The sequence below is a fragment of the Pedobacter humicola genome (assembly GCF_056490705.1).
On the sequence record NZ_JBWJIG010000001.1, the window covers coordinates 146,412 to 167,652 of the forward strand.

The window sequence follows — 21,241 nt, forward strand, 5'->3', positions numbered from 1 at the left end:
GCATCTGCCGCAATCAGGACAGGTAGCGCTAATCCCTCAACCCTAAACGCCTAACGCTTACCGCCTTTCGCTCCGCGCCCGACTAAAGTTCACATACAAGCCAGCGCCGATCAGCAGAACCAACAGCAGGGATGCGGCGAATGAGATTTTTTCGCCCACATAATAAGAAGCCGGATGAAAAATAAATTCAATTTTATGCTTCCCGGCGGCTATTTGTGCACCTCTTAAAATGTAATTGACACTGAAATAGGGCTTTTCAATTCCATCAATAAACATTTTCCAGCCTTTGTTGTAGTAAATTTCGGAGAATACAGCGGTATTGGCCTGTGGCGAATTACTTTCGTAAACCAGGGTGTCGGGCGAGTAGCTGGTCAGTTTGATCTGCCCGTTGGGTAAGGCATTGTTAATGCTTGCTTTGTTGATCAGGCTGCTGAATTTTTCGTTAACAATCACCTCCTTCCTGGGATCCAAAGTGCTTAAGGCATTCATTTCTGCATCTGCACTTTTTACAAAAGTGAGGTTGTTTACAAACCAGGCGTTACCGCAGGCCGCAGGATTGGCCATGGCACGCAACTGCTGGGTAGAATCGCTGGTAATGATGTATTTCGTATTCAGCATGCCCAGAATATTGGGATTAACGCCCTTGGCAAACTGTATTTCAACAATCTCGTTGAATTTTTTTAAGCGCACTGCAGAATATCCACCTATCGATTTGTGGAAATAAGGGGTAGTGGCATCGCTCAAGATATCTTTGGTAAGATCAATTACTTTATAGTTGATATCGCGGTCTTTCCATATTTCTAAGTCGACGGCCCTGGGCTCGGGTGTGTTGGTGATGGATTTGGCCACAAAGCTATCTTTATTCACATAACGTTTATCAACCGTATACAGATCAATCAATACGATCAAGGCGATGGCAATGGGGAAAATAGTCAGGCTAAGTTTATCTTTCAGGTAAAACCAAAGCAATGCAAATGCGGCAATGATATAAGCCAGGCTTCTGATGGCATCGCTTTGTGCAAGCGATTTCCGGTCTTCAACCAACGCATTTCCGATGGTGTTGGCTTCAGGGGCACCGATTTTAAAAGCCGTAGCAATCTGGTTAAGCATTTCGTTATGGTTTGCACTTTTGAAAGATAGAAACAGGGTAGGCACCACAGCGATTAAGAGTGTAAAACCAGCGGTAATGTAAAAAGCCAGCAGTGTTTTTTTGAGCAAAAGTTTTTTGTTACTGTTGATGATGATTTCCTGTAGCGTTAGGATGGCCAGCATCGGAAAACAAAGTCCTGCCACGGCGAGGATCGATTCTACCGCTCGAAATTTATTGTATAGCGGTACATGATAAAAAAACAGATCGGAAAGGTATGGCCAGTTTTTACCAAAGGACAACAACATGGTCAGGATGATCACTGATAAGAGCCACCATTTGATGCTCGATTTTACAATGAAAAGGCCAAGTACAAAGAACAATACAATAATGGCACCGAAATAAAAGGAGCCTTCGGTAAAGGGTTTTTCGCCCCAATAGAGTGCGGGCATACTTTGTGCAATGCCTAAAGCCTGGCTATCATCAGCCCCCAGGGTTTTAAGCGATTTAACAAGGTTAGATTCAGGACTGGTGCTGGGTCTTGAGCTGCCACCGTAAGCATTCGGGATTAAAAAGGTAATGCATTCGCCCACACCCTGACTCCACTCATAAGCATAATCACGGGGTAAGCCGGTTGTTTTTTTCGTGGTGGAGGGGCTGAGTTCAGAATTGCCACGGATAGTTTCTTTACCATATTCGTAAGTGCTCCATAGCGAAGAAATATTCACTAAAATCGCCAGTATGGCAGCAGCGGCAGAAAAACCAACAGATTTAAAAAATACAGGAACCGTTTTTTCTTTGATGGCTTTATAACATTCTATCAGCACAAAAAGCAGGATCGCCAGCAGGAGGTAATAGGTCATTTGGATATGGTTGGCCCTGATTTCCATGGCCAGGAAGGTACTGAGCAGAATCGTACCCATAAGGTATTCTTTTCTGAAAATAAGGATAATACCAGCGATAACCGGGGCAAAAAAAGCAATGGCGAAGATCTGATTGGAGTGGCCTGCACCTATGAGAATAATATTATAAGAAGAGAATCCGAACGCGAGTGCACCTGCAAAAGATAGCCATGGGTTGATTTTGAGCACACAAAAAAGCAAATAGGCACCGAGTAAAAGGATCATGAAAATTCCAGTTGGCGCTGGCAGGGCATAGCTAATTACCTTAACCGCCCAGGTGGTGATGTTGGCCGGATAGGGTGCCCAGATTTGAAAGGTGGGCATCCCGCCATGGATCTGGTTGGTCCATAAAATAGTTTCTCCTTTTTCTTTGTAGCGGTTAATTTCCGTCTGCGTGGATTGTGCCCTGGTGACATCATTTTGTCCGAGGGTTTTGCCCATAAACGATGGACTAAAAAAAAGAAAGCAAATAACGGAAAGTAAAAATACAATGAGGAAGTGTGTAGAATTCTTGCTAAACCAGTTTTTCATCATGATGGGAATGTTTCAGGGATAAAAATATGATTTTCAACCGAGAATGGAGGATGATGTAAAAAGTAAGATGAACTGCTGAGCGCATTTTTTTTAAAAAAAAAGCGTCAAAATTCATTCAAGGCCTTTAGGCTTAAATATTGATTTAAAATGAACATTATATTCCGGGATTGATTAACGGAAGCTAGCAGAACGCTTAAAAATCACGCTATAAGGCATCCAAATGATAGCATAACTAATTTTAGCCCACAACGATGAGCTAAATCATCTTTGCTGTGATCCTAATGCGTTGTGATTTAAAAGTGGTAATTGCCCCGGTAGTTTTTGAGGTATTTTTTGAGTTCGAGACGGGCCTGGTGGATACGTGTTTTTACAGTTCCCAACGGGATATCGAGCTCTTCGGCAATTTCGTGGTATTTATATCCTTCAAAATACCTTTGAAAGGGGATGCTAAAAGCAGGTGGTATACTGTTTAATGCCCGCTGGATGTCGCTGATGACAAAACCTGATTCGGAAGCATTGCGGGAAGAACTTTTGAGAAGCTGTGCACTCGAAATTTCCTCTTCGGTTGTTACCATTTCACTTCGCTTCTTGTTCGAGCGGTAGTTATTGATAAAGGTATTCCGCATAATCACATAGAGCCAACCCTTAATGTTGGTGCCCTGATCGAAATTATGACAGAAGCGGATGCCTTTAAGCAGCGTATCCTGTACCAGATCTTTCGCCTCATCGGGATCTTTGGTAAATTGCATGGCATGCGAATGAAGTGCTGACGCATGCGTGTTTGCAGCTAAGCTGAATTCATTTTGATTCATCGTTTTCTTAATTAGGGCCTTTTTAAATCAATTCAGTACGCCGGATCTAATGTTATTTCAAGGTTAGATCCTATATGATTAGGGATATTGAACGGATTAACAACATAAGATAGATTTGGTTTAAATATTTTTCTGAAAAAAAGAAAATACAGTATTTCTACGGGGGAGAAAGGATGTGAGATGTAAGATGGATGATGGAAAACGGATGAGTGTAGATGTATATGATTAAATGAGAGAATGATTGAGTTATTGAATGGGTCGATCTTCTCAGATGAACTTAGATGGCTAAGGTGGTGAAAAAAGGAGATGTGAAATGTATGAGGTCTGATGGAGGTGTTGAATGATAATTGAATGGGGCGATCGCCTCAGATGTGCTCAGGTAACTAAGGTGGTGAAAAAATGAGAGAATGACTGATTGTCATAAGTAAGAAAAGAATAATAACTCATGCTTCAGGGTGTTTTCGTGGTAAACAGCACCTCCTGAGGCATGAGTTTGTTTTAATGATGGTTTAGTTGGAAATACTGATCGCTTTTTTTATTCCCTGAGGGTTGGCCAGCTGATCAATCATAAAATCGGCTACATCGGCTCTGCTGATTTTAAGACTCAGATTCTTATAGCTTCCATCAAACCCCACTATGTATTGTTTAGTGATTTCGCCATCCGTAAAGGCACTTGGTCTCACAATGGTATAATCACGGTCGCACCCGAAGAGATATTGTTCCTGAACCTCGTGATCCTTAAATGCTTTCTTTAAGAAAAAGCCAAACATGATGTATTTCCACACAAAATCTAAATTACCTGCACTGCTGCCCAAACCGAGGGTAGTTTGGCAGATCAGTCTTTTCACATTGGCTTTTTTCATGCCTTCGATGATGTGTTTAGTACCGATGGCCCTTACTTTGCCCGCTCGTCCATCTCCGATGGCGCACAAAACGGCGTCCTGATTGGTGATGGCTACGGTTACAGCCTCGCTGTCCATGAGATCGCCTTCGAAAATGTTTAGATTCTCGTGTTTTAAGGTCTGAAGTTTACCGGCACTGCGGCTAAAAGCTGTTACCTGATGGCCTTTGGCCAATGCATTTTTTACAAGATGGATGCCTACGCTTCCTGTGGCTCCGAAAATAACTAGTTTCATTTGTATATGATTTAAAGTTTATACAAACAAATGTCGTGAGGAGCAGGGAGGCAGAATAGAAAAAAAACGACAGTTGAACTAATTTTACTGTCTGATAAAAGCATTTGGTGTTTTCCCCGTATAGGCCTTAAATACCTTTATGAAATGCGACTGATCGGAAAAACCATTTTCATAAACGATATCGGTAAGTTTGGTAAAATCTTTATAGTTCAGCTGTTCTAATGAAGATTGAAACTGAATTATTTTGGCGAATTGCTTGGGCGAAAGACCTGTTTCGGCAAAAAAACGACGCTCGAGTGTACGGCTATTGATGTGATGGGATTTGGCGATATCATTGATGTTTTCAGTGCCTTTTTCTTTAATGATGGATTTGATGACCTGAAGAATCTTATAATCGAGCTTCTGCTTTTTCAGGATAAATAACTGTAATAAAAAGTGACTGAGACATTCAACCCGCTGATGGGTGTCGGTTAAGGAAAGCAATATGGCAGAGAAAGCGTTTACATCAAAATCCTTTAATTCGGTTAAATCGTAACAGTTGTCGTTAATGCTATCAGGCGTGATATTAAAAAAGCCTTTCAATAGAAAAGGATAGAGTTGAAAAACAATGATGCGGTAAGCACCGTTCATCTCCAATTCGATCGGTTTTAAGGTTTGTCCATATAGAAAAAGGGTTGGCATCAGCTTTTGGTGCGGATTAACAACCAGTCCTGCCGGAGTTTGATGGAACATCAGTCCGGGGTAGCCATCGGCAAAAAACGGTAGACATGTTTTTACAGTGGTATCCGTATTCTCGAATACCAATATATCCTTCACAAAAAGCGATATATCCATATTTGGCACTACACTTTGAAAATTCATGTTATAACCTTCTGGTTTCCTGCTTCAATTTTTGTGTAAATTAAGCTTAATTGATTTTTTAAACAAAAATGATTGAAGGAAGGGGCAATTTGCCTGGACGTGCTCAGGTAACTAAGGCGGTGAAAAAAGGATGGAGAATGATGAAATAACTAAGTTGTTGAATTAGCGGTTGGTGATAGCGGGCGTTAATTATTAATTTAACTTTATTACTCCAGTATGGATAATCTCTTTTGTGCAGCTGTTATCTTTGAAGCCAGAATACCTATAAAAAAAAGTTACCAAATGCCGGCTACCCCTATAAAAATACAGCGTTCCAGTATCGATTTTTTGGAGAAATTGAAGAAGAACAACAACCGCGAATGGTTTAACGAGCGTAAATCCGAATTTTTATCCGAACAGGCAAATGTCGAAGATTTTGCCTCAGCTTTATTAACCGAGTTGAATTTGCATGATGTAATTGAAACCCCATCGGGCAAGAAAAGTTTATACCGCATTTATCGCGATACACGCTTTTCGTTGGATAAAACACCCTATAAAACACATTGGAGTGGAAGTTTTAAACGGGCAGGTAAAAGCAGGCGTGGTGGCTATTATTTCCATATTGAAAAAGGAAACAGCTTTGTTGGTGGTGGATTTTGGGGTCCATCTCCTGCAGACCTGAAGCTGATTAGGGACGATATTGCTTTTGACGCGCAACCCTTGCGCGATATTTTAAGCAGCAAAGATTTTGTATCTGCTTTTGGTAGTTTAGCTGGCGAACAATTGAAAACTACGCCAAAAGGTTTCGAAGCCGAACATCCAGATATCGATCTTTTGCGTTTTAAGCAATTCCTGCTGGTTAAAAGATTTGATGATGAGGCTGTAGTGAGTGATAATTTTGTCCAGCAAATGGGGCAGGCCTTTAGGGATATGCGTCCGTTTTTTGATTACATGAGTAGTGTGTTGACTGGTGATGCGAATGGGGAATAGTTTTTTGGTTCAATAGTTCATTTGCCTGGTTAATTGACTCTGGACTATCAATTCAGGACTCTGAACTGTCAATTGATCACTGAGACAGTAAAAACAGAAGGCACCAGTTCAATATACCCGTGCCTTCATATTGTTTACTTAAACCTTCAGGCTCATTCCGCCATCCATCACTACCTCTGCACCTGTAATAAAATTAGCTGCATCAGCACAGAAGAATGCGACCATCTTGGCTACATTTTCAGCTTTTCCGATTTTTTTAAGCGGAATGCGGTCGATCATCCATTTGTTCAATTCTGCAAGCTGCTCTTGGTTCAATCCTTTCTTATTCATAATCTCTGTAGCTGTTGGTCCCGGGCTAACACTGTTTACACGGATCTGGCGTGGCGCCAGTTCAACCGCTGCAATACGCATAATGGAGTTGAGTGCAGCTTTGCTTGAAGAATAGATGGAACTGTTTGCGAAATCCATACTTGCGGTATTTGAAGATAGAAATACTACAGATCCGCCATCGTTCAATAATGGGATGAATTTGCTCAGGGTAAAATAAGCCCCTTTAAAATTGATATCAAAAATGGTGTCAAAGATTTTTTCAGTGGCATCTGCAATGCTGCTCTGTTCAACTACTCCCGCATTAATAAATAGGATGTCGATTTTACCAAAGGTTTTATCTACATCACTGGCAAGTGCCTCAATGGCTGCAATCTGACTTTGGTCGGCCACAAAGCCTGTAACACCAAGTTCCGCGGCAGCTTTTTCGATGGCATCTTTTCTTCTGCCGGTAATAATGACTTCTGCACCCTGTTCTTTTAATTCTTTTGCGGTGGCGTAGCCAATACCGCTATTTCCGCCGGTAACCAGCGCTACTTTTCCTGTTAAATTGTTCATGATAAAAAAAAATATTTTATACAGGCAAAAGTATGGAGATATTGGTATACTTTTGTAAGTAGTATAACAGAGTATACCAGGTATGGAAACAGCAAAAATAAACCAGATGGCAGTAGAAGTGCTTTCTAATCCCCGCAATCAGCAAGAAGAAATACAGGCTTTACAAGATACATTGTATGTTTTAGGCGGAAAATGGAAGCTGCCGATTATCAATTCGATCTGTAACGGCAATAAACGATTCAGGGATATTGAAAGGAGTATCCCGGGCATCACTACACGAATGCTTTCGAAAGAATTAAAAGAGATGACGGCAAATCAACTGATCAAAAGAACGGTGATTGACGACACGCCCGTGAGCATCGAATACACTTCTACCGATTATTGCAGATCGTTCGGAGATATTATACTCGAAATGATCAAATGGGGGAAAGCGCACAGGAAAAGATTGAAGGGGAAGGAGTAGTTGATTGGTAATCGACTCCCAACGCAAAGCGCCAAACCCCTAATGCGGCTTGGTTAAATCGGTTAATTGAAACCGGACACCCAATGCTAAACTCCTAACTCTACCTGGTCAGTCGACTTCCGCCTTCCAACTCAATTAACTATTCACCACTTCGAAACCACCATACATGGCCATTTCGGCAGAGTGGTGTACCGTTAGTTTTAATTTCATGCGTTCGATTAATTCTTTTGCAAAAGTTATACTCCTGTGCACATCGTTATTGCCACGGATTTCAATTCCGCGGGCCAGCATTTTAAATTTATTTGGCTCAAACTTTTCGATAAACTTTTGAAGGTCTGTGCTGATCTGAGTATCGGTATTTTTCATATATATGGCTTTGATGTTGGGTATAAGTCAATATTGTATGCAATTGTTTTATTTATTTTTTTAACAAATAGCAGGTTTTAAACAAAATTGCATCATTGCCTTTACATGGTGTTGTAAATGAGTATTTTATATTGTGCGAAAGATTTTCATCTTTTTCAGAACAATTCAATCTGGTTGATAATCCAGTTTGATTTGGATTTTTTACCGAGATAAATACGCTTTATCGTACTATCGGTAAAAAGGCAAAACCTTAAGCTAAAATTATGGGTTGTAACTACACTATAACTAACAGCATAATACCATGAAAAAAAATGAAACTGGTGGCGATCCAAAATTCGCAACTAAAACTACAGCACAGGATGCACCTGCTTTGCACGAACTTTTCAAAGATGCCATTGCTGATCTTTATTGGGCCGAAAACCATTTGGTAAAGGCACTGCCTAAAATGATTTCAGCAGCTACTGCACCTGAACTTAAAAACGCGATCACCTCACATTTAGCGGAAACTAAAGGTCATGTTACCCGGTTAGAACAAGTGTTTGAGCTATTGGGAGAAAAAGCCATTGCTAAAAAGTGCGATGCCATGGAAGGGCTCAGCAAGGAAGCTGAAGGAATTGTTGAAGAAACGGAACCAGGTACGGCCACCCGCGATGTTGGGATTATCCTTGCCTCACAAAAGGTAGAGCATTATGAGATTGCCAGTTATGGTGGTCTTTTTCAATTGGCCACTACACTCGGGTTAACCGAAATAGCCGATATTTTAGAACAAACACTTGCTGAAGAAAAACTCGCCGATAGCAAACTGACCGATATAGCAGAAAACGAAATCAATTATAAAGCAGCTGAAGAAGCTTAAAAGGAAATAAAATGGCTAAGAAAACATCAGATAAAAAAAGCGCACCCTCAAAGCAGGAAAACGATAAAACCAAAAAACTGGAATCGTTTGTTGCCGATGCCAGTGGTGAATTGATGACCACCAACCATGGCTTAAAAATTAACGATGATCAAAACTCCCTTAAGGCTGGCGAACGCGGAGCAACACTTTTAGAGGATTTTATCCTTAGGGAAAAAATCACGCACTTTGATCATGAGCGCATACCCGAAAGAATAGTGCATGCCAGGGGATCTGCGGCACATGGCATTTTTAAGGTATATGAAGATATGTCGGAATTAACCCGGGCTGCTTTTTTATGCGATCCGGGAGTGGAAACACCAGTGTTTGTGCGTTTCTCGACCGTGGCAGGCTCCCGTGGATCGAGCGATCTGGCCAGGGATGTAAGGGGGTTTGCTGTAAAATTTTATACTCAGGAAGGTAATTTTGATCTGGTTGGAAACAATATGCCGGTATTCTTTATTCAGGACGCACTTAAATTCCCTGATCTGATACATGCCGTAAAACCTGAACCCGATAACGAAATGCCACAAGCGGCTTCGGCACACGATACTTTTTGGGATTTTATTGCACAGATGCCGGAATCAGCACATATGGTGATGTGGGCCATGAGCGATAGGGCATTACCAAGAAGTTACCGTATGATGGAAGGTTTTGGCGTACACACTTTTAGATTCGTAAATGCAAAAGGCGTGGCCAGCTTTGTGAAGTTTCATTGGAAGCCTTTGTTAGGCGTACACGCCGTAGCTTGGGACGAAGCGCAGAATATTTCGGGTAAAGATCCCGACTTCCATCGCCGAGATCTCTGGGATGCCATCGAAGCAGGTGCTTTTCCGGAATGGGAACTTGGCGTTCAGATTGTTCCCGAGGCGGATGAATTTAAATTCGAGTTTGATCTTCTGGATCCTACCAAACTGATTCCCGAAGAACTGGTGCCGGTGCAGCGTATTGGTAAAATGACCTTAAACCGGAATCCGGATAACTTTTTTGCAGAAACTGAGCAGGTGGCTTTCCATGTAGGGCATGTGGTTCCCGGTATCGATTTTACCAATGATCCCTTGTTGCAAGGCAGGTTATTTTCGTACACCGATACACAGCTACTCCGTTTGGGCGGTCCTAATTTTCATGAGATCCCGATTAACCGTCCGGTGGTTCCAGTGCACAACAACCAACGCGATGGCCATATGCGTCAGACCATTAACAGGGGCAAAACCAGCTATGGTCCGAACGCTATCGGCAATAATGATCCGCAACAGGTTAAAGCGGCAGAAGGGGGCTTTGTAAGTTATAACGAACGCATCGATGCCAGGAAAGTAAGAGCAAGGAGCAGAAGTTTCTTTGATCATTTCTCACAAGCCAGATTGTTTTTTAACAGTCAGAGCGAGGCGGAAAAAAACCACATAATCGATGCCTTAAGCTTTGAACTTGGTAAAGTTAAAACGATATCTATCCGGGAAAGAATGCTTGCCATATTGGCGCAGATAGACAAAGGTTTGGCTGCTGAGGTGGCTTTTGCGCTTGGATTACACATTCCTAAAATCCCTCTGGAAGATTTAAATAATAGCATACCTGCTGATGGAGACCGGGCTAATTTTGCCTCACTGAACCCTGAAGGAAGTTTAGCTAAATCGGAAGCGTTAAGCATGGCTGGAACGATAAAAGACACCATTAAAACCAGAAAAATTGCTATACTGGCGGCCGATGGTGTTGATGGCAAATCGCTAAGTAAAATGAAAGATGCATTGATCGCTGAAGGAGCCGTTGTACATATCATTGCACCAAAGTTAGGACAGATCATATCGAAAGAAGATCAACAGATTACGCCTGATGAAAGTTTTTTAACAGCCGCTTCGGTATTGTACGATGCGGTGTATATTCCGGGTGGAGGCAATTCGGTTGCTACATTAGAAGCAGAGGCCAATGCGGTTCATTTTTTAAATGAAGCTTTTAAACATTGTAAAGCCATTGCAGCAGATGAAGAAGCGCTTCAGGTATTGGCATCAACTTATTTTTTCAAGAAACTACCAGCGGAATATTCGGAAGAAACCGTGTTGCGGGAAGGGGTACTTGTGGCAAAAGATTTAAAAACACTTTCGGCCACGTTTATAAAAATGATTGCCTTGCACCGTTTTTGGGATCGGGAGAATCCGAGAAAAATCCCAGCATAATAATTATTGATTTATAATGAGCGAAGGGTTTTCCTTCGCTTATTAAAATGCATATAAGATGGAAGAAGATCAGTTTAATCGCAATATTATACCGGCCCAATATATAGGAACCAGTATGGATGCTTTGGAGGAGAAGATTAGTATTTCTACAGATGAGGCTATAGCGTGTTTCAATAGGGCATCGGCCAAACTTTTAACTGTAAATGAGTGGGGTAATTACGCTGGGATGTCAGATTTTCAGTTGATTGATCCACACGGCATTAAAGCAGAGAGGAAAGCAGCGGAAGGAGATTTTATCAGGATCGATATCCCCGGACCGGGCACACAGACCGGAAAAGGATATGATTGGGTAATGATCAAAGAAATAAGGACAATCAACGAAGGAGAGCAGCAGGTATTGGCGATGACCGTAAGGCCTTGCGCGCACCCCCTTGCTCAAAATGGCGATACCGCACATTTTTTAAAAGATGCTGCAACCTCTACCTTTATGATTAAAAGAGATGGCCTTCGGGTAACTGCCGAAGAGCATGGCCGTAATGAAGTACCCAATACTACTGCCGGAACCTTATATGATAAGAGCAGAAATTTTATGGTGGGCATGGCCGCAAAACTTGGCCTCTCTTATCCGCAATGGAAAAGTTTGGTTATTGGTTTATTAAAAGACTAAACCTGGATATGTGCCTGTAGCATTTCAATGCCAACCTTATTGCCCTGAAGTGCCGCAAATTCGATTGCACGCTGGCCATTTTTATCTACGATGAGGGTATCAGCCCTGTTTTCCAGCAATAATCTTAATACTTCATTTCTACCGAACATGGCGGCAAACATCAGTGCCGTGCCCCCGTTTCCATGTTGTAGATTTAAGCTGGCTCCGTTTTCGATGAGCATTTTAGCAATAAGCGGATAACCCTTAAAACTTACGCCCATCAATGCTGTATTTCCACCAAAATCGGCAGCATCAATGTCCGCGCCAGCATCAATCAACAATTTAGCGGCTTCCAGCTGATTGTTGTAACAAGCTATGATTAATGGTGTGTAACCTTTGTCATCACGATGGTTTAAATCTGCACCTCTGCGGATCAATTCTTTCAGTACTTCCAGTTCGCCTAACCGCGCAGCAGGAATAATCAAATCATTTATGTCATTTATGTTCTCCATATTTTCTACAACCTTTATTCACCGTTAAAGTTTTAAATTCAACAGTTTATAATCGATAGAAAATTTATTTATTTTTTTTAAAACAATTTAAAACCGGCAGCGTTTAGTATGTAGTTTGTTTGGTTAGTTTTATACGTGGATGCTTATAAAACATCATTATATAGCCTCATAGTAATATGGGGCTTTCTCTTTTTCCAAATTTTCTACTGTGCCCTTTTTCCTTAGCAGAAAAAACACAATTATTCGAAATTTCAACAAAGTTGTAAGATATTCTAAACTATTCTGGTTAAAGTACTGTTCTTATTTTAAATTATCTACAATACATTATGGAAAATCAAGAAAAAACAGTAGAGGTGCTTAACGACCTCATTCAGATTAACAACGATAGGGCAGATGGCTTTGATAAAGCTAGTGCAGATTTAAAAGACGAGAACATTGATTTAAAAGCAACTTTCAATAAATTATCTTCAGATAGTAGAGCCAATGTAACCGAACTGGCAGGTTTAGTAGGACGTAACGGCGAAAACCCAGACACGGGAAATACCATTTTGGGTAGTTTACACCGTGCATGGATCGATATTAAGGCGAGCTTTGGTGGGGATGACAGGCACAGTATTTTAGAAGAGTGTGAGCGTGGTGAAGATGCGATTAAAAAAGCTTACCGTGATGCCCTTCAGGAAAATGAACTGGGTGAAAACATTAGATCGGTATTATTGAAACAACAGGAAGGTATTAATATCAGCCATGATGCCATTAAAGCATTGAGAGATGCACACGCTGCATTACAAGATTTCTAAATAAAGATGAAGCCGTCCCGATGTAAATCGGGACGGCTTTTTTATGGAAAAAGCAAGATGTTTACCGTAAAGGTTAAGTCTAAACCGGATATGAATTTTTTTGTTAAGCATAATACGTGGCATTAAAGAATGCTCGGTCTTCACCCAAACAGAAATTTATTACCGTAATTTTACCTTTTCTCTTTTTAGCTATTGGAAATGATGTAGATTTTAACAAGATTTGTATGGTCTATTTAAAATTACAAATATGTATTATAACTGTTCGATAGTTGATGATGAGCAGCACGCCATCGACGCGCTTAATGACTATATCAAAGAAATTCATTTCTTAAAAGTGACCAACATATTTAACAACCCGTTAGAAGCATTAAAAACCATTGGCAATGGAGAAAAAGTGGATTTTCTTTTTTTAGATATCGACATGGCGGGAATGGCAGGTACCGAACTATCCAAATGTTTGAGGGAAAAGGCAAGGTTTGTTATTTATGCTTCATCCAATTTGGAACATGAGGTAAGAATGCTCGATTCCAGCTTTGAATGTTACCTCGGAAAACCCATTTCGATGAAACGTTTTGTCACCAGCATAGAAACCATCGTACGACTTAACAATCTACCAATAACAAACTGATAAGCATCGTTATGATCGAATTGACCTACTTATTCAAACAGGAATCTTTAAAAGATAAATCTTATCAGTTAATCCGCGCCAGCACGGGAGACCCATGGTTGGTCCTTGATGGCAGTAATGTGCTTGGTATTATTGATGAGGTTGAAGGCAATTGGATACAGATAGTGGGTAGTGAAATCTCAGAGGATGCAATAAAGGGAATGGGCACATTAATCAAGTTGCAGCAATTTAGCTGGTTACCCAGCCTGTTAAGCAAACAATGGCCCGATTATGTAAAGGAGGTTACCGTTAAAGGCAAGAACCGTTATGAAATCATTTGCCATGAAGATGTTTGTATTAAACGGTTTAAACAACGGTTTATCCCAGGAATCCATGCTTTGGCCAGACGAGAAGAAGAGCTGATATTTAAAGTTTCTTCCTTCAATAAATCGGGTTTTTATGAAGTAATTAAAGCTCCGGCTATTGATCGGTTTGTGTAACTAAATCAAATAGATTGATAAATTACTGTTTCCATGTTGTTGGGAAATGCTTTTTCCAATGCTTTGTCTTCAATGGCTATGTTTAAGGTATAAAAACCTTCTTCATCAACAGAAGCCTTCATTTCAGCACGATTGCCATAGGTATAATCTAACCTGGTGCTGATATTGGCTAAGCCCGATCCAAAACCTACTTTGCTTTTTACCAATGCGGGTAAGTTTCTGCTTTCTATTTTCAATTGCTCGCCATCCATATAAATATCGATGGTGGCTTTGTTATCACTATCGAACAGGTTGCCATGTTTAAACATATTCTCCAGAATGGTTAACAGTACCAATGGAATAAGTTTAATATCCAGCACATCATGCGAGAAGGCCATCTCAATAAAAACCCGGCCTTGGGTAAGCTGATGCAGCTTGATGAGGTTTTGGCATTGGTTAATCTCTTCGCTTAATTTGATATAACCTTCATTGTGTTCGGTGGTTGCAGCAAAACGCATCATGTCTGATAAGTATACCATTACCTGCGCATCTTCCGGAGAATGCTGCCTGATTTTTTGATGAATGAACTCGAAAGTATTGAAAAGTAAATGCGGATTGATCTGTGCTTTTAAAAAGGCATTTTTAGACATTAGAAGTTCCTTGTCCGTTCTTTCCTTATCAATAAGCATCTGGAAACGCTGTTTCTCAATACGTTCTTTTTCGGCTCTTTCATTTAGGAAGCGCTTTAAGAAAAAATAACCAGTAGAGAATAACATAAAAAATGAAGAGCGCCATGCAAGATTGATCATGCGTTTCAAAAATGGTGGTTGGACTCCAGTTAAGAAATTTGTATAGTGTGCAAGAAAATCATCAACCATGTACACAAAGGACATGTAAATGGCTATTTCCAAAAATATAAACAAAGGTACTTTCCAATAGGCACTGCGAAACGACTGTGTCGATATCATTAATAGCCTGGCATGGGTGTAAAAGAGTATTATATTAATTACATAGTGTACGGCATAATTACCGAATTTCCCAAAAACGCCAAAAAATAGACCCACAAGTATGGTTTCCCAAAAAATGTAACAGCTCCACGCAATTATGTGGATCTTATATTCTGCCAACCAATTTTTGATTAAACTATTTTTCCAATTTAAACTATCCATCATGATAATCTTACCATCTATATAATACCTCAGGTTACAGGGCGTTTGGCCAGTTAGTTTTCGGAAAAATGAAATATGAAAACTAAAAAGTTAATCAAGAGATCCCTATTTGTGTTCAAAAAAAATAATTTTAAAGATGCAAAATTACACCCTTCAACTTCATCCGACCCGACAGGAACAACCCTTACTTTGGGAACCACTGGACTTGTATCTCAATAATTTTATTAACAGCAGTCGTTACTTTTTGCGGCTGCTGAAATCAGTTTATCCATAAAAAAAAATCATGAAAATTATTATAATAAACAAGTCCATTACGAAATCGATATGAGCATTATCCAGGCTAAGTTGACCTTAAATGACTGTGAGTATTGCTGTTAAATTCGTATTTTTATATCTTAGACTGGTATTCTTCATTAGAAAAGATGTGGTTATTTTCTTCTAATATTTCAAACATCAGTTCATTATAATAAATTTTAAACAATTATGTTGCTAAAAATCAATCAATTATATTTTTATCATGTACTAAAAAAAAATTATGAAAGCTAAAAAGTTAATCAAGAGATCCCTATTTGTGTTCAAGAAAAATAATTTTAAAGATACAAAATTATACTCTACAACTACATCGGACCCTACAACAACAACCCTTACTGGGGGAACCACTGGACTTGTATCTCAATAATTGTAATTTTCCAGCAGCCGCTACTTTTTGCGGCTGCTGATAATCAGTTTACCGGTAATAAATTCACGGAAGTCGTTATTGTAAATGTCGCCAACCGTAAAACTCGTCTGGTTTGTCAGGGTTATCCTGGTTCCATCAATATTGAGTATATGATCAATCGCAATAATATAGGCCCGGTGCAACTGTATAAAGTTTTTCTTAATACTCAGTTGTTCCTTTACATCCTTTAAACTCAGGTAAGCAATAATTACTTTTTCTTTTGTATGGATTTTGATATAATTATGAAAGCTCTCAAAAGCTATAATATCAGCATAACGTACTAAAACTGCTTTATGTTCCTCTGATTTATTCTTTACCAGAAAATACGTTTCTTCCTCTTTATTTTCCATCTCTTCTCCAAAAAGCCGGTTTAGCGTAAGCGCGAACTTGGCATAACCATAAGGTTTTAACAAGTATGCATCACCTTCGGCCTCAAATGCTTCAAAAGCATATTCCTCGTGCGAAGTCGTAAATATTAATTTTCTGGTTTTCGAACGCACTGCCTTGGCAAGTTCTAATCCGGAAATCTGTGGCATTTGCACATCCATAAAAATAACGTCAACAGTGTCAATCTTTTTCAGTTCCATCAATGCGGTTAGCGGATCAGTATAACTCCCCACAAGCCGCATATTCGGTGTTTCTTCAATATATTTTTCCAGCCCTACTATCGAGCTTTGCTGGTCATCAATGGCTATACACTTAATCATCTCCTAAATCTTCATTTGCATACATCACGAAATTACGCCTTTTCATAACGAAAATAGTACGATTTATCCGGAATTGTATCAATTTTTGATTTTAATGGCTAAATTAATGTAAAAAATGTGTCTTATGAGATATACAGGAATTATTAAATGGTACAACCCGATACGTGGATTCGGATTTATCAAGCCCGATAGTGGCACAGAAATGGTTTATGCCGACAATCAACAGCTGAAAGGTATTTATAAACCATCGTTATTGGTCGGAACCAAGGTTCGTTTTGATTTAGAGAGAGGACATATTGGTTGTCAGGCTACCAATATTGTGGTATTAAGCCAGGATGTTAGCTAGTATTTTGACCCATTTATAACGAAAATTGACCGATCTGTGTAATCTTGTTCATAAAAAGTTTTCTGCATGCGATATTCGCTTAGGTTTTATAAGCATATAGATTTAATCTCAGCTAACCCTTGTTATGCAAAGCTTAATATAGAAAAAATTCGTTCTACATCTACCTATCAATACCTAGTTTAATGTGCCTCCCTATCTAAAATGACGCTCTCATTTTAGATTTGGATATGCACTATACGTCTAGCATGATATTACTCGTGCTTTCGGTGATATCGGCTGATTTTTTCTTAAATTCGTTATACATCTTTATGATTGAATTAACATAACGGTTTATGACTTTCAAAACTTTGTCTCTTTTGCTGAGTACAGTTTCTACTGCACTTATTGGCGGTCTTTTTTATGCTTATTCCTGTTCGGTTATCCCAGGTCTTGCGCGTGTTTCCGATGCTTCTTATCTGCAGGCGATGCAATCTATTAACAGGGCCATTCTAAATCCCTTGTTTTTTATTTCTTTTATGGGGACACTGGTGTTGTTACCCATCAGTGTCTGGTTTTTTAAAGAACAATCTGTGGTCTTTTATTTGCTGCTTGCTGCAGCTTTATTGTATTTTGGAGGCGTCCTTTTAGTTACGATGATAGGCAATGTACCGCTCAATAACCTGTTGGATGCTGCTGATCTTGGTAAACTTGATGCAGAAAGTTTAGCCGATCTTCGGAATAAATTCGAAAACAGCTGGAACTTTTTCCATCGGATAAGGACTATTGCCTCATTTGGATGCATTGTTTTAGTCGCATACGCTGCAATATTAAGCCGGAATACCTGATCGGCGGAACGAAGGAGCAGCTTAAAATCATGTTCCTATAGCGGATTTATTGAAGGTCCCGTTCGGGGAAATATCATTCATAAAGCTTCTGGAAATCGTTTTACCATTTAAATATTATAGCGCACATAAATGTTGCGTTATATTTTTCATTTATCCAGATCTTCATTTTAAATTGCCTGTTCTGACGACCAGGCTTTTTATTAACTAAACCAAATGAATATATCTCAACGATCCACTTTTTGTAAAGTATTACTTGTATTATTTGTCATCACCTTTGCACCTTCAGCTTTACAAGCCCAGCAGTCTGTCCGCAATAATTTTGTTCATATTCCTGATTCTGTGCAAACCAGTATCTACTGGTATTGGCTATCGGGAAATATCTCTAAGGCAGGTGTGATCAAAGATTTGCAGGCCATGAAAAAAGCTGGGATTAACCGGGCATTTATTGGCAACATTGGACTGGACGATAGTAGTGTTCCTCATGGAAAAGTAAAGATGCTTACTGATGAATGGTGGGATATTTTGCATACGGCACTGAAAACGGCTACGGAGCTGAATATTGAAATCGGGCTTTTTAATAGTCCGGGGTGGAGCCAGAGCGGCGGACCATGGGTAAAACCTGCCCAGGCGATGCGTTACTTAACTTCCACCCAAAAGTTGGTAAGCGGCACAGGTTCGAAATCTATTCAACTGGAAAAGCCTGCAGGAGATTTTCAGGATGTAAAGGTTATCGCCTACCGTGCGCCACCTAAGAATAAATCTGAAGAAATTACCAGAACCCTGAAATCGGATAATAAAGTGGCAACCGTAGATTTTGTGGCGGATAAAGCGATTACAGCAAGAAGCATCTCGATTTTAACAGGTGAAAATCAAATCAATGCCACTGCAGTTTTAAAAGTTTTAGACCGGGGGACATACAAAGAGGTGAAAACCTTTACAATAGATCGGCACAACATGGCTTTAAATGTGGGCTTCCTGCCGTATGGTCCCGTGGCCATTTCGCTTCCCGAAACCACTTCCAAAACATACCGGCTGGAAATTAAAAGTAATGGCGGGGGTGTATCATTAAAAGAAATTAAAATTTCCAATGTTCCCGTTGTAGAGCATTATGTAGAAAAAAGCCTTGGTAAAATGTTTCAGGATCCGCTCCCATATTGGAAAGAGTATCAATGGCCGGTACAATTTGAAACTCATTACAGTGAAGTCATCGATCCCAAAAAGGTAATCGATATTTCTGCATTTATGGATAAAAATGGTCTGCTTAATTGGGATACTCCGAAAGGTGAATGGATTGTTCAACGTTTTGGGATGTTGCCAACCGGGGTAACCAATGCTCCGGCTGATCCCGAAGGTACTGGTCTCGAAACGGATAAAATGAGTAAAACCCATATCGAAAGTCATTTTAATGCATTTATGGGCGAGGTGCTTAAACGTATTCCGGCCAACGACAGAAAAACGTGGAAAGTAGTGGTGCAGGATAGTTATGAAACAGGTGGACAAAACTGGACGGATGATATGGCAACACGCTTTACCAGTCAATATCATTACGATCCCGTGCCATATCTTCCTGTTTTAGACGGCAAGGTGGTTGGCTCTCAGGATAAAAGCGATCGTTTTTTATGGGATTTGAGACGATTGATCGCTGACCGGGTAGCCTATGATTATGTTGCCGGATTAGGAGCAATCAGTCATAAATATGGCTTAAGAACCTGGCTCGAAAGTTATGGGCATTGGGGTTTTCCTGGAGAATTTTTGCAATATGGCGGGCAAGCTGATGAAATTGGAGGAGAATTTTGGAGCGAAGGCCAATTGGGTGATATCGAAAACAGGGCAGCCTCATCAGCAGCACACATTTATGGGAAAACAAAGGTGTCAGCCGAATCTTTTACCGCTGCAGGAAAAACTTTTGGAAGATTTCCCTATATGATGAAACAGCGTGGTGACCGTTTTTTTACCGAGGGCATCAACAGTACGCTTTTTCACCTGTATATCCATCAACCTGAAGAGCAACTCCCTGGAATGAACGCCTGGTTCGGTAACGAATTTAACAGGCACAATACATGGTTTCCGTACCTCGATCTGTTTACAGCTTATTTAAAGCGCTGTAACTATATGCTTCAGCAAGGAAATTATGTAGCTGATGTGGCTTATTTTATAGGTGAAGATGCACCGAAAATGACCGGTATAACTGATCCTGCACTTCCGAAAGGCTATTCATTTGATTATATCAACGCAGAAGTGATTTTGCAACGCGCAACGGTAAACAATGGCAGAATGTACCTTAAAGGAGGAATGAGCTATGCTTTACTGGTATTGCCACCACTCGAAACGATGCGACCGCTCTTGTTAAAGAAAATACTGGATATGGCCAATCAGGGATTACACATTATGGGGCAATTGCCAAAACGCTCACCAAGCCTTGAAGGTTTTCCGCAATCGGATATAGAAGTAAGGGCATTGGCGACTGCGCTTAAAAATAATAGTAATTATATTAAGGATAACGACATCTCTAAAACCTTATCAGTTATGGGGCTTGGACCTGATTTTAACGAAGAAGGATCCCATTCAACCTTATTTATTCACCGCAAGCTTGCTGAAGGGGAGTTATATTTTATCAGTAATCAAAAAGAGGAAACAGTAGAACTGTCGCCATCTTTTAGGGTGAAGAATGCTGTTCCGGAATTGTGGGATCCGCTTAATGGAGATATCAGGCCTTTGAAAGGCTTTTCTGTGCAAGACGACCGGACCACGGTACCATTGAAGTTGGCACCGTTGCAAAGTGTTTTTGTGTTTTTCAAAGATGGGGTTCCTCAATCCAATACCGTAAATGCTTTAGCTATGGATCTGAATTTTCCCTCACCGCTAACGCAAATAACCATAAATACCCCTTGGAAAGTCACATTTGATGAATCACTTCGGGGACCAAAAACACCAGTAATTTTTGAAAGTTTAAGCGATTGGACCAAAAGTCCTGAAGATGCCATAAAATATTACGCCGGAACTGCAGTTTACAATAATACATTTAAACTGAAACGACCAGCATCGGGAGAAAAGATTTACCTGAATATCGGTGTGTTAAATGGTATGGCCAAGGTAAAAATAAATGGCAAATACATAGGAGGAATCTGGACTGCTCCGTGGAAACTTGACATTAGTAAAGCCCTTAAAAAGGGCAAAAATAAACTGGAAATATCTGTAGTGAATAACTGGATGAACCGTTTGATCGGAGATAGTAAATTGCCTGCAACGGAAAGGAAAACGGCTACATTTGTAAATCCTTACCGTCCCGATAGCAATCTTCAACCCTCCGGATTGACAGGGCCGGTAGTAATTGAACGGGTTAAATTCTAGATCTTGTAAT

At 40.1% G+C, this 21,241-nt stretch carries 20 protein-coding genes; 11 read left to right on the plus strand and 9 right to left on the minus strand.

All coding sequences use genetic code 11. The features are described from left to right. Nucleotides 1-57 precede the first annotated feature (57 nt). The 4 genes from AC04Q1_RS00665 to AC04Q1_RS00680 form a co-directional block, all read right to left on the minus strand. Nucleotides 58-2,430: a YfhO family protein gene (locus AC04Q1_RS00665; protein ID WP_478360851.1), complete on the minus strand. Its 2,373-nt coding sequence runs from the start codon at nucleotides 2,428-2,430 to the stop codon at nucleotides 58-60. Between the two features lie 386 nt (nucleotides 2,431-2,816). Further along, a complete protein-coding gene (locus AC04Q1_RS00670) occupies nucleotides 2,817-3,335 on the minus strand; it encodes an RNA polymerase sigma factor (protein ID WP_478360853.1) in 519 nt (172 codons plus the stop codon). 509 nt (nucleotides 3,336-3,844) lie between these two features. Next, entirely contained in the window at nucleotides 3,845-4,471 is a 627-nt protein-coding gene (locus AC04Q1_RS00675) for an NAD(P)-dependent oxidoreductase (RefSeq protein WP_478360855.1), read from the minus strand. Nucleotides 4,472-4,555: 84 nt separating this feature from the next. Continuing rightward, nucleotides 4,556-5,332, minus strand: a complete 777-nt coding sequence (locus tag AC04Q1_RS00680) for a helix-turn-helix domain-containing protein (RefSeq protein WP_478360856.1) — start codon at nucleotides 5,330-5,332, stop codon at nucleotides 4,556-4,558. 282 nt (nucleotides 5,333-5,614) lie between these two features. Between AC04Q1_RS00680 and AC04Q1_RS00685 the strand changes: the two genes are divergently transcribed. Next, nucleotides 5,615-6,301, plus strand: coding sequence for a DUF2461 domain-containing protein (locus AC04Q1_RS00685; protein WP_478360858.1), 687 nt, complete (start codon nucleotides 5,615-5,617; stop codon nucleotides 6,299-6,301). Nucleotides 6,302-6,439: 138 nt separating this feature from the next. Here the strand turns inward: AC04Q1_RS00685 and AC04Q1_RS00690 are convergent, their stop codons facing one another. Continuing rightward, entirely contained in the window at nucleotides 6,440-7,186 is a 747-nt protein-coding gene (locus AC04Q1_RS00690; RefSeq protein WP_478360860.1) for an SDR family oxidoreductase, read from the minus strand. Nucleotides 7,187-7,268: 82 nt separating this feature from the next. On the opposite strand from AC04Q1_RS00690, the gene AC04Q1_RS00695 reads away from it, so the two are divergent. After that, a complete protein-coding gene (locus AC04Q1_RS00695) occupies nucleotides 7,269-7,649 on the plus strand; it encodes a winged helix-turn-helix transcriptional regulator (protein WP_478360862.1) in 381 nt (126 codons plus the stop codon). Between the two features lie 135 nt (nucleotides 7,650-7,784). On the opposite strand, the gene AC04Q1_RS00700 is transcribed toward AC04Q1_RS00695, so the two are convergent. Then, nucleotides 7,785-8,015, minus strand: a complete 231-nt coding sequence (locus tag AC04Q1_RS00700; protein WP_478360864.1) for a hypothetical protein — start codon at nucleotides 8,013-8,015, stop codon at nucleotides 7,785-7,787. Nucleotides 8,016-8,316: 301 nt separating this feature from the next. Between AC04Q1_RS00700 and AC04Q1_RS00705 the strand changes: the two genes are divergently transcribed. From AC04Q1_RS00705 to AC04Q1_RS00715, 3 genes are read left to right on the plus strand one after another with little or no spacing between them, the layout of a single operon-like run. Further along, on the plus strand, nucleotides 8,317-8,871 hold the full coding sequence (locus AC04Q1_RS00705) for a YciE/YciF ferroxidase family protein (protein WP_478360866.1): 555 nt from the start codon (nucleotides 8,317-8,319) through the stop codon (nucleotides 8,869-8,871). An 11-nt stretch (nucleotides 8,872-8,882) separates the two neighbouring features. Next, nucleotides 8,883-11,075 carry a catalase gene (locus AC04Q1_RS00710; RefSeq protein ID WP_478360867.1) on the plus strand — a complete coding sequence of 731 codons (2,193 nt, stop codon included), beginning with the start codon at nucleotides 8,883-8,885 and terminating at the stop codon, nucleotides 11,073-11,075. Nucleotides 11,076-11,133: 58 nt separating this feature from the next. Then, nucleotides 11,134-11,742: a hypothetical protein gene (locus AC04Q1_RS00715; protein WP_478360869.1), complete on the plus strand. Its 609-nt coding sequence runs from the start codon at nucleotides 11,134-11,136 to the stop codon at nucleotides 11,740-11,742. Here the strand turns inward: AC04Q1_RS00715 and AC04Q1_RS00720 are convergent. Beyond that, on the minus strand, nucleotides 11,739-12,233 hold the full coding sequence (locus AC04Q1_RS00720) for an ankyrin repeat domain-containing protein (RefSeq protein ID WP_478360870.1): 495 nt from the start codon (nucleotides 12,231-12,233) through the stop codon (nucleotides 11,739-11,741). The two genes, AC04Q1_RS00715 and AC04Q1_RS00720, sit on opposite strands and share 4 nt — an antisense overlap. A 326-nt stretch (nucleotides 12,234-12,559) precedes the next feature. Between AC04Q1_RS00720 and AC04Q1_RS00725 the strand changes: the two genes are divergently transcribed. The 3 genes from AC04Q1_RS00725 (at nucleotide 12,560) to AC04Q1_RS00735 (ending at nucleotide 14,137) form a co-directional block, all read left to right on the plus strand. Beyond that, the gene (locus AC04Q1_RS00725; protein ID WP_478360872.1) at nucleotides 12,560-13,030 is read left to right on the plus strand and encodes a PA2169 family four-helix-bundle protein; all 471 of its coding nucleotides are present in this window, start codon (nucleotides 12,560-12,562) and stop codon (nucleotides 13,028-13,030) included. 247 nt (nucleotides 13,031-13,277) lie between these two features. Next, nucleotides 13,278-13,658 (plus strand): LytR/AlgR family response regulator transcription factor, encoded by a 381-nt coding sequence (locus AC04Q1_RS00730; protein WP_478360873.1) that lies wholly within the window; start codon nucleotides 13,278-13,280, stop codon nucleotides 13,656-13,658. A gap of 11 nt (nucleotides 13,659-13,669) precedes the next feature. Further along, nucleotides 13,670-14,137 (plus strand): hypothetical protein, encoded by a 468-nt coding sequence (locus AC04Q1_RS00735; protein WP_478360876.1) that lies wholly within the window; start codon nucleotides 13,670-13,672, stop codon nucleotides 14,135-14,137. A 5-nt stretch (nucleotides 14,138-14,142) separates the two neighbouring features. Here AC04Q1_RS00735 and AC04Q1_RS00740 read toward each other — a convergent pair whose 3' ends face one another. Together AC04Q1_RS00740 and AC04Q1_RS00745 are read right to left on the minus strand one after the other, a co-directional pair. Beyond that, on the minus strand, nucleotides 14,143-14,925 hold the full coding sequence (locus tag AC04Q1_RS00740) for a sensor histidine kinase (protein WP_478360877.1): 783 nt from the start codon (nucleotides 14,923-14,925) through the stop codon (nucleotides 14,143-14,145). 1,059 nt (nucleotides 14,926-15,984) lie between these two features. Then, nucleotides 15,985-16,710 (minus strand): LytR/AlgR family response regulator transcription factor, encoded by a 726-nt coding sequence (locus tag AC04Q1_RS00745; protein ID WP_478360879.1) that lies wholly within the window; start codon nucleotides 16,708-16,710, stop codon nucleotides 15,985-15,987. Between the two features lie 124 nt (nucleotides 16,711-16,834). Between AC04Q1_RS00745 and AC04Q1_RS00750 the strand changes: the two genes are divergently transcribed. From AC04Q1_RS00750 to AC04Q1_RS00760, 3 genes are all read left to right on the plus strand, one after another. Continuing rightward, entirely contained in the window at nucleotides 16,835-17,056 is a 222-nt protein-coding gene (locus AC04Q1_RS00750) for a cold-shock protein (protein WP_478360880.1), read from the plus strand. 332 nt (nucleotides 17,057-17,388) lie between these two features. Beyond that, nucleotides 17,389-17,880, plus strand: coding sequence for an anthrone oxygenase family protein (locus AC04Q1_RS00755; protein WP_478360882.1), 492 nt, complete (start codon nucleotides 17,389-17,391; stop codon nucleotides 17,878-17,880). 213 nt (nucleotides 17,881-18,093) lie between these two features. Next, nucleotides 18,094-21,231, plus strand: a complete 3,138-nt coding sequence (locus tag AC04Q1_RS00760) for a glycosyl hydrolase (RefSeq protein WP_478360884.1) — start codon at nucleotides 18,094-18,096, stop codon at nucleotides 21,229-21,231. Nucleotides 21,232-21,241 lie beyond the last annotated feature (10 nt).

Excerpts from the sequence above, each read along its gene's own strand:
- AC04Q1_RS00745 (WP_478360879.1), bottom strand. The coding sequence starts at position 16,710 with ATGATTAAGTGTATAGCCATTGATGACCAGCAAAGCTCGATAGTAGGG.
- AC04Q1_RS00695 (WP_478360862.1), top strand. The coding sequence starts at position 7,269 with ATGGAAACAGCAAAAATAAACCAGATGGCAGTAGAAGTGCTTTCTAAT.
- AC04Q1_RS00710 (WP_478360867.1), top strand. The coding sequence starts at position 8,883 with ATGGCTAAGAAAACATCAGATAAAAAAAGCGCACCCTCAAAGCAGGAA.
- AC04Q1_RS00715 (WP_478360869.1), top strand. The coding sequence starts at position 11,134 with ATGGAAGAAGATCAGTTTAATCGCAATATTATACCGGCCCAATATATA.
- AC04Q1_RS00665 (WP_478360851.1), bottom strand. The coding sequence starts at position 2,430 with ATGGGCAAAACCCTCGGACAAAATGATGTCACCAGGGCACAATCCACG.
- AC04Q1_RS00740 (WP_478360877.1), bottom strand. The coding sequence starts at position 14,925 with ATGATCAATCTTGCATGGCGCTCTTCATTTTTTATGTTATTCTCTACT.
- AC04Q1_RS00670 (WP_478360853.1), bottom strand. The coding sequence starts at position 3,335 with ATGAATCAAAATGAATTCAGCTTAGCTGCAAACACGCATGCGTCAGCA.
- AC04Q1_RS00685 (WP_478360858.1), top strand. The coding sequence starts at position 5,615 with ATGCCGGCTACCCCTATAAAAATACAGCGTTCCAGTATCGATTTTTTG.
- AC04Q1_RS00760 (WP_478360884.1), top strand. The coding sequence starts at position 18,094 with ATGAATATATCTCAACGATCCACTTTTTGTAAAGTATTACTTGTATTA.
- AC04Q1_RS00720 (WP_478360870.1), bottom strand. The coding sequence starts at position 12,233 with ATGGAGAACATAAATGACATAAATGATTTGATTATTCCTGCTGCGCGG.
- AC04Q1_RS00675 (WP_478360855.1), bottom strand. The coding sequence starts at position 4,471 with ATGAAACTAGTTATTTTCGGAGCCACAGGAAGCGTAGGCATCCATCTT.
- AC04Q1_RS00735 (WP_478360876.1), top strand. The coding sequence starts at position 13,670 with ATGATCGAATTGACCTACTTATTCAAACAGGAATCTTTAAAAGATAAA.
- AC04Q1_RS00730 (WP_478360873.1), top strand. The coding sequence starts at position 13,278 with ATGTATTATAACTGTTCGATAGTTGATGATGAGCAGCACGCCATCGAC.
- AC04Q1_RS00755 (WP_478360882.1), top strand. The coding sequence starts at position 17,389 with ATGACTTTCAAAACTTTGTCTCTTTTGCTGAGTACAGTTTCTACTGCA.
- AC04Q1_RS00700 (WP_478360864.1), bottom strand. The coding sequence starts at position 8,015 with ATGAAAAATACCGATACTCAGATCAGCACAGACCTTCAAAAGTTTATC.
- AC04Q1_RS00725 (WP_478360872.1), top strand. The coding sequence starts at position 12,560 with ATGGAAAATCAAGAAAAAACAGTAGAGGTGCTTAACGACCTCATTCAG.
- AC04Q1_RS00690 (WP_478360860.1), bottom strand. The coding sequence starts at position 7,186 with ATGAACAATTTAACAGGAAAAGTAGCGCTGGTTACCGGCGGAAATAGC.
- AC04Q1_RS00750 (WP_478360880.1), top strand. The coding sequence starts at position 16,835 with ATGAGATATACAGGAATTATTAAATGGTACAACCCGATACGTGGATTC.
- AC04Q1_RS00705 (WP_478360866.1), top strand. The coding sequence starts at position 8,317 with ATGAAAAAAAATGAAACTGGTGGCGATCCAAAATTCGCAACTAAAACT.
- AC04Q1_RS00680 (WP_478360856.1), bottom strand. The coding sequence starts at position 5,332 with ATGAATTTTCAAAGTGTAGTGCCAAATATGGATATATCGCTTTTTGTG.